Annotated in this window: 5 protein-coding genes; all 5 read right to left on the bottom strand. The window is 58.6% G+C overall.

Features of this window, described 5'->3' with window-relative positions:
• Positions 1 to 3,126: AAA domain-containing protein (locus tag AC6RA4_RS21245; RefSeq protein WP_500163723.1), on the bottom strand; the 3,126-nt coding region annotated here is incomplete at its 3' end.
• Positions 3,127 to 3,908: 782 nt separating this feature from the next.
• Positions 3,909 to 5,210: a hypothetical protein gene (locus tag AC6RA4_RS21240; protein ID WP_500163722.1), complete on the bottom strand. Its 1,302-nt coding sequence runs from the start codon at positions 5,208 to 5,210 to the stop codon at positions 3,909 to 3,911.
• Positions 5,211 to 5,377: 167 nt separating this feature from the next.
• Complete coding sequence (locus tag AC6RA4_RS21235) at positions 5,378 to 6,127, bottom strand: hypothetical protein (RefSeq protein ID WP_500163720.1); 750 nt, start codon at positions 6,125 to 6,127, stop codon at positions 5,378 to 5,380.
• Positions 6,128 to 6,282: 155 nt separating this feature from the next.
• Positions 6,283 to 7,254, bottom strand: a complete 972-nt coding sequence (locus AC6RA4_RS21230) for a hypothetical protein (RefSeq protein ID WP_500163719.1) — start codon at positions 7,252 to 7,254, stop codon at positions 6,283 to 6,285.
• Positions 7,255 to 7,365: 111 nt separating this feature from the next.
• Positions 7,366 to 7,568 (bottom strand): hypothetical protein (locus AC6RA4_RS21225; protein WP_500163717.1); only part of this gene is annotated, 203 nt, incomplete at its 5' end.

The raw sequence follows: 7,568 nt of genomic DNA, 5'->3' as shown, positions 1-7,568 counted from the left end.
TGCTAGTTCGTCTACCCAGAACCGACGGACGCGCCAGCCAAGGGATTTCAGTTGGTGATCGCGCCAAAGGTCTGACGTCTTTCGGCGACCATCGGGGCTTTCATGCCATTTTCGCCCATCGACCTCGAGATCGAGCTTCACGCCGCTTCTGCCGAAGAGGGCAAAGTCGAGCCTCCGACCGGCGATTTCATGCTGTGGCTGCGGATCTAGCCCTCTTTCTTTCAGCGCGTGGTAGACTTTGCGCTCCCAATCGCTGTCAAAGACACCTTCGCCTCTCTTCGCACGCGGTTCAGTCGCCCTCGCAGCGAGCTTTACCAGCGCTTTCGATTGGCCCGAGCGCGCAAAGTCGAGATCGCCGAACACCATCGCCACCGCCCGAGCCCGCGAAATTGCTACGTTAAGACGACGGGTATCCCGCTGAAAGAAGGTCAGGCCGGACTGAGGGCTGCGTGGGCCGACGCAGGGCGAAAACATGATGAGATCGCGCTCTTGACCTTGAAAGCCGTCAACCGTGCCAACCTTCAGCTCACAAGCGATGCGCTTGGGTTCATCGAGCGCAGCAAAGATCGCGTTCTCAAGTGCTACAACCTGCGCTCGGAACGGCGTGATGACGCCAATACTTCCAGAGTAACCATCATCGACGATCAGCTTTCTCAGATGCCGAACGATCGCTCCGACCTCAGCAGGATTGACGTTGCCAGTCTGAGGAATTCCCGGCGAAGGAACATGTTCCCACGCCAGGCCAGCGCGGACCCCCTCTGGCACGTTCAAGTGCTTCGGATCATACGAGGTTTGCAGCTGGTTGCCGTAGAAGTTCTCACTGATGTAATCGACGATCGGACCAGCCGAGCGATACTGGTGTCGCAGTGTAATCCTTTCGGCGCTTGGCACCCGCGAAGCAAAGTCAAAGAGAGACCGACGGCTCTGGGCCAAGCGGCCCATATTGGCAACGGGCAGGCCTTGGGCTTGCATAAGGTTGCGATCCTGAGCCTGACCCAGTTGTGGTATGAATGATAGTTGGCGATCGTCCCCGACCACGACCGCCCTTTTTGCACGTGCGAATAGCGGGATAGCGGTCGCGATGTCGCACTGGCTGGCCTCGTCGAAGATGACGAGATCGAACAATCCGTCATCAAGCGGGATGCGCCGAGGCGTGCCCAAAATCGACGCGAGCCACAGAGGGCGGTAAGACATCAGCGCTTGTGAAAGGTCTGAAGGAGGGTGTCCCTTGCCCCCGTCGAATGTCCAGTCGTCGTAGATTTCAGAGATTTCACGTCTCCGGCTCTCTGGCAGATGTGTGCGTGAGGCGAGGATCGTAGGTAAGAGTCTGATTGCGGCTTCCCGGATTCTCGCCCCCATTTCGATCGGGTCTTCAGGTGTCCCGAGGGCGTCCCTCGCGCCCCTGAGCTCGGCCAATACCTGACGAAGCTCTCCAAGACTGGCTCCGAGCCGGTTAGCACCGTCGACGGCAGGCGAAACTTCTTGTGTGTGTTGCTTGGAGAATGCTGAGCGAAGCCAGACGAGAAGACGAACTAGAATACCATTCTGGGGGCGGGCGACCGGGGCGTCCGACCGCTCGGGGCGCCCATGCGTCTCGCGGACTTCAATCCGATCCAGAACATCGGAAATTTCACATTCCAGCTCTGCAATCTGGTCGATTACATCAACCGCGTCGTTCCTTCTGGATGCCTCGTCGTTCAGTTCGGCAAATGCGAATTCGTCGACGATGGTCGCACGCGATACACTTTCGTTGTTGATGAGTTGTTTGAGTGCGTCATTGAAGTCTGTGTCCGTCTCGTCGATCGGATTTAGTGTTCGGATCGAAAACGGGACACCTGGCGCAAGCGCCCCCAGTCGGTCCTCTACTGCATCGAGTGCCTGGTGGTTCTTGGAGGCCACGAGAACGCAACCGCCACCTGAGAGAACTGACGCTGCCATCGAGACGATTGCTTGGCTCTTGCCGGTTCCGGGAGGGCCGGTGACAACCGTCAAGGGTGCTTTGCATGCGGATCTCACGGCCCGCAACTGCTCCTTGTTCAGAGGAACGGCATCAATTGGGGTAGCTCGCTGCGGGGAGGTCTGATCTTCCAGCCCGATTGCTGCGCCAAGAGCGGTGCGTGCAAGGCGCTCCCTCGGCCATGTCGCAATCACGTCAAGATCGCGAGCCGCGCCCGCCGTGAAAGAGGAGTCGGTCGGCAGGAAGATCGCTGCGGCGTCGTATATTCCCTGAGCGGAAGCATCAAGCTGCGTGGAGAGGTCTTCCCCAACGATACGCCCGCGTAGCTGACTCGCGACTGCGACTCTCACCTTCTCCACGAAGTCCGCAGCGCGAAGGCCAAGTCCATCATCAGCAAAGAACAGCTCGGCAAGATCATTGCGGTTCCAACCGCTCGCTCTGGCACCGCTCTTCACCCAATCGGGGTTTACCAAAACATCGTCGGCATCAACCGTCAGGACAAGGCGTTCGCCCTCACGGCTCCATGCTGCGGCAAACATGCCGACCGGCTGGAAAAACGGAACGCCACCGCGACGCCCGACAGCTATCGGCCAACCCACAGCTAGAGCGTTCTCGTGACCTTCCCTGCGGACTAAGGCCTCTCGAAACGCCGGATTGATAGCGTCGAGGTCAATGGAGATCACTGAAGCCCGCCCATCGTCAGGGGCGATTGGCCCACGGCCGGAGATCAGCGACCATTCGATACCATGTTTATCGAGAACCTGGGTCGTTGCGCCACGTGGATCGGCCCGCAACGCAGAACGCCAGTATCTCACCAGTGCCTGCGGCTCGATTCCGATTGGACCTTCGCCATCCGTTTCGAACGTTTCCGTTGCGACTGGTTCCGAGTGGAAGGCCGCACTGGCAGCATGAATAATGTCACCAGAACTCTCGGGGCTTTTTGCCCTCAAGTCCGATCCGCGTTCCTCATCGCGCTTCAGCCCTTTAGCTTTCGCGCGCCAGCGGCCGTCATTCCCTTTCTCGACAAGACCATCGCGAAATAGAGAATCCAGCTCCCCAATCGCTGCGAGCCGCTTGTCGTGCGAAAAGCTGGCGCCCACTAGAACCAGCAATTCCTCTGTGCTTCGACCGCGCGGGAAGGCTTGGACCATCTTCAAGATCAGTGACATGTATCAGACCTTCAACCAAGCTCGAAGTCTTCGGTGAACCAAAACACGACCCCGAAGTGTAATCGCAGCATCCCACATCCGAATCGGCGCTAAGCAATTGGTTTCATCAATTAACTCCCACTTCAATGAGGGCGCCAAAATTAATCGTTCTTTCAAGTGCCTGCGAAGCTCGGTGCCCCGTGCGTCACGGTCGAATGGGTTGCGGGAAAAGTCTGAAGACTGGAAGTTGCAGTCACGTCACGGGCCTAGAATCTGAATTGGTTGTGCCGCGGGCTCGCGTCGACACTCAGCAAGCTCTGAGAGCCCTCAGAAGCGCCGCCAGGTGGGCGTGTCACGTCGCGTGCCACCCCAACCACCCAGCCCGCGAGACGCACCTCAGCAGCCAATTTCGGAGAAGCGGCCGAGATTGAAATTGTTCCGCTTCCACCATCTTGTCAGGACCAAGGTCGGCACAAGCTTGGATTTGGGCCAACCAGTTCGTCCCCGCGTATGCGGGCAGCGCGGAATCGCGCTTGGTCCGTCGGACATAGCGCACATCTTCAGACCCGGGGGCCGCGACATTGCAGGTTTTGAGCGCGCGCCGCCGTCAAGTGCGGCCCCCGTATAAGGCAGGCGCTCCAGCGCCTGCGTCTGTGCCGAGCATCTTATTTTGTGGGCTGAAACCCCGCTCCTAGGCGACTTCGCGGCATGATCATCAAGTCCGGAAAGTGTCAGTCACTAGTAACTGATACTTACGCGAGCCCCCCTGCCCTCCAAGCCTACGTCCCACCTTGACCTAGCGCTTAGTCCAAGCGGGCCCACGATCTCTCCGCACGGCGAAGAGCATCAGCGCATCGCTTGTTCAACGCCGAGAACGCGTGGAGCCCTTCATGGTCATCGTTCGCAATCCGCCGCCATCCCTTTGTGCTGTAGCGCCGACCGCGAACGCGGCGGTTCAAGTAGTTTTCCTTCTCTCTTGCAGCCAGAGCGGCCTGCCGCACGGCATAGACCCCTCCTCGCTGAAACCGCTCCAGCTCGAATGGAGATATGATCTGCCCCTGCGTGGCTGACATCGTCGGCAACCAGAACTTGAACAGCTCCTTTCGCAGCATGCGCAGTCCACCTCCAATATGGTCGCAGCTTGTCAGACCGTGACGGCGGAGCGCGTCGCCGCGAAGTGTCACTTCGATCCGTGATCTCCGCTCCTGGTCATCAAGGATCTCGGCGGTTCCGCTCGCCCGATCTTGCCGATCCTTGAGCTTGTGCATGATCCTGAACATGACCTCGCCATTCTTCTTGCCGAAGTAGGTCGTCCCATTCACGGCGGGTTGCTGGTAGTTCCATGGATTCAGCCGTGTCTGGAACTCGAGCGTTTCGTCATACTCAACATTGCGCGCGGCTCGGATCATGTCCACGTGCGCCATCGTCCAGCCGTTCGGGCGAGCGCTCCGGGCGCTCGGCGCCTTCCAGAGAAAGCGATATTCGACAGGTCCGTCGCCGTAGACGCTGCGGGGTTGGCCGCCGGGGAAATCCCAAACTGACGATGGAGGGAGGAAATGGCGCCACAGCAGGTCTGTCATCGCCCATCTGAGAGATTCAGCGTTGAAATACCGCGGGGAAACATCGATAGCCACCTCGATCTTGTCGATTTCCCCCTTTGTGTGCAGCCCAGGCATGGACTGCACGGCAGAGATGACCGAGGCTACATCCCAGCGCCACGGATCCTGCAACTTCAGGCTCAGCCGCCCTTTTCCATCACCTGATACCGAGACGCGCTGATACGCGCGGCGGTATATTTCCTTCGACAGATCGGCGCGGTTGACATAGCCATAACTCGTTGCCTTGATCTGAACGAAATCTACCTTCGCGCTGAAGAAGAAGTCACTGAGATCGAGCGTCGGGACGAGTGACACCCGGTCGAAGAAGCGCCGCTGATGTGGCGCATCACCCAAGCGATAGCTGCTCCGGATTTCTGGCGAAGCCAAGTAGTGAGGCTCATCCTGACTCCGCTCGGCATGGCTCGTGAACGATAGGGATCGCGCGCCAAAGCCCGGCATATTGCCCACGGGCCGCAAGATGACCGGCTTGAAGTTGGAAGTAAGCATAGTGATGTTCCTTTCATCGCTGCATATGGCAGCACTCCCGTCGCGTGCATGCATGGCCAGTGCACACGACGTCGTGCCGTTGGGATTGAGTCTTCGGTTGTCTTGGGAGCTGCTCAGCGGCCGATTTCACTTCGGCTCGAATTCTTGTATGCTGCTTGGCGGCCAGCCTACGGTGCGGTTGCTCTTCGTTGCCCTGCAGCCTCGCCTTGGTGAGAGTCGTCTTCACGCGCTTCGACCCAGCGATCCCGAACCGTCGGGCGCAACTGGTCCGGAGACAAAAACGTCCGGATGGCGAGCCACAGGCAAGGCCACTCGTCGTCAACTGGCCGCCACCATGTTTCGCGATTTGTTTCTTCAAGCGCGCCAGCCCAGAGGCCATCGTCCCGCGTCGGAAAATAGTGATCCCCGCCATCCTCGAAGAACAACTCGTCCTCCATGCGAGAAAGCAGACGCCGGGCTTCGGCGTAAACACCGTCTTCGAAGCCCGCGCCGAGCGAGGCATTGCTGCGCTCCACGTAGCGCTGAAGCGAATGGGATGAGAACGACACCCGCGGCGCCTGATAGAGGCAACCCCGGCGTGAAATCGATGACACGAGGTAGCGTGTGTATATCAGTATCTCTTCGGCAAAAACGTCACCGCGATTGGTCATCCGGTAGCCGGTCGCGACCTTGCGGATCTCGATTGCAATTTTGCCATCATTTCGCCGGGTCAACGAAAGGACACCCGGCAGACGACGGACTTTCGCCGCCCACCGTGCGAGCCCCTTTCCCTTTCGAGGGATTTCACCAAGCGCCGACCACAGAGCCGCATCACCTGGGTCGCCATGGCGCGCGGCATCGAAGACCTGTCGCGCAAATCCTCGTGCCAGGCTTTTTCGCAGGCTTACGCTTTGGCTGATCGGCATCATTTGAGTCATGGAATGTTTCCTCGTCTGGTTTGCGAGGCGGACGGCGGGGAGCCCCCCCCCTCCGACCCGAGCAAGAATCCGACGGACAACACTTCGACTCCGCGCAGCAGGCGTGCTGAGCGCGTCGGAAATGTCCGCAATGTCGTGAGAGTTGGTTGGAGCGTTTATTCTGCGCTTTTGGCGGCGAGGAATTCCAGCTCTTCAACGGTATATCGCTGCCAGTCCACACCGCGAACACGTGTCCATGAGCCCTTCGGCGTCTGTCGGCGCCACTGCGGTGGATACATGCCCTGCAGCAGGCTTAAGGCCTTCTGGAAGTCCTCGACCGGCTGTTCCTGCCCCTCGCCCCCTACGATGTAGGAACCGTCGCGCGCTGCTCCGGGGTGAAAGACCGAACCGTCAGAAGCCACGGGGACAAAGGCGACCTCTCGAGGATTGCCGTCGATGTTCTCATCTAGGATCACTTCGTCGTCCTGATAGCGCCAGAGCGAGACCAAGAATTTCGGTTTAGAGATGGAGCGGAGCCAGTCGAGCGCATCTTGCGCTTCGATGCGCCGCTGATTGCCAATGATCGGCTTTCCTTTTCGGCCGAGGCTGTTCTTTACAGTCTGCGGCGCCTTGCCTGACAGCAAAGAAAGTTCAAAAGCGTCGATATGCAGCCCCTCGTCGACCTTCCATCGGGCGATGGCCTTACGAAGAATCCTCACCAAAGTTTCCTTTTCTAGCCCCCACAAATTCGCAGGCAGCAAAGACAGAAACCTTTCCGCGTCTTGGATTTTCGACCGCAGGAACTCCTCGCGCTGCTCACTCGTGCGACAGGGCGCGACGACAATGCCGTAGTCGGCATAGGCCGACAAGTCATGGACCAGCTGTCCAAGCGCCGTCTCTGAATAGATACCGTTATATTCGCGCTCCAAGATGTCGCGCCAGCCATCACCTGATCCGCCCAACGATTGTTGAAGCAGCTTGTCGAAAGACATCTCCGCCGCTTCATCACCCAACATGACGGCGACCAGTGAGAATAGCTTCTCGACGGTTCGGATGAAACCATCCTCGAAGAACTCGGTGCCCCCGAACGTCTCTTGAAACTCCAGAAGCCGCTTGTGGGTCTCCTCGGAACCGCCTCTGTCTGTCATGGTCGTCCACTCCTTCAACGTCTGTGATCACCAATATCCACCAGCTTTTTTTTGCCGAGTCATCACTTTTATCAGTATGAAAACTTATACCGATTACCGACTTTATTAAAATTATGCCTGACGGACCTTGTCGAAGAGCCCGTTGCCGAGAGGCTCGAAGGCCTCGCGAGACGAGCCGGCGAAAAGCTTGAGCATCGCGGGGGCATCCGGCACTAACGAGTGAAGAAGGAGTGCCCGATGGCCAGAAAAGCCCTCAACAAGAAGAACCTCGTCGAACTCGGTGCGGACATGTTGGCAGAGCTGCTGCTCGAGGC

This window comes from Salipiger sp. (assembly GCF_059781815.1).
The sequence above is the reverse complement of the archived record's forward strand: the minus strand, read 5'-3'. Positions and strand labels throughout refer to the sequence as shown.

Excerpts from the sequence above, each read along its gene's own strand:
- AC6RA4_RS21240 (WP_500163722.1), bottom strand. The coding sequence starts at position 5,210 with ATGCTTACTTCCAACTTCAAGCCGGTCATCTTGCGGCCCGTGGGCAAT.
- AC6RA4_RS21230 (WP_500163719.1), bottom strand. The coding sequence starts at position 7,254 with ATGACAGACAGAGGCGGTTCCGAGGAGACCCACAAGCGGCTTCTGGAG.
- AC6RA4_RS21235 (WP_500163720.1), bottom strand. The coding sequence starts at position 6,127 with ATGACTCAAATGATGCCGATCAGCCAAAGCGTAAGCCTGCGAAAAAGC.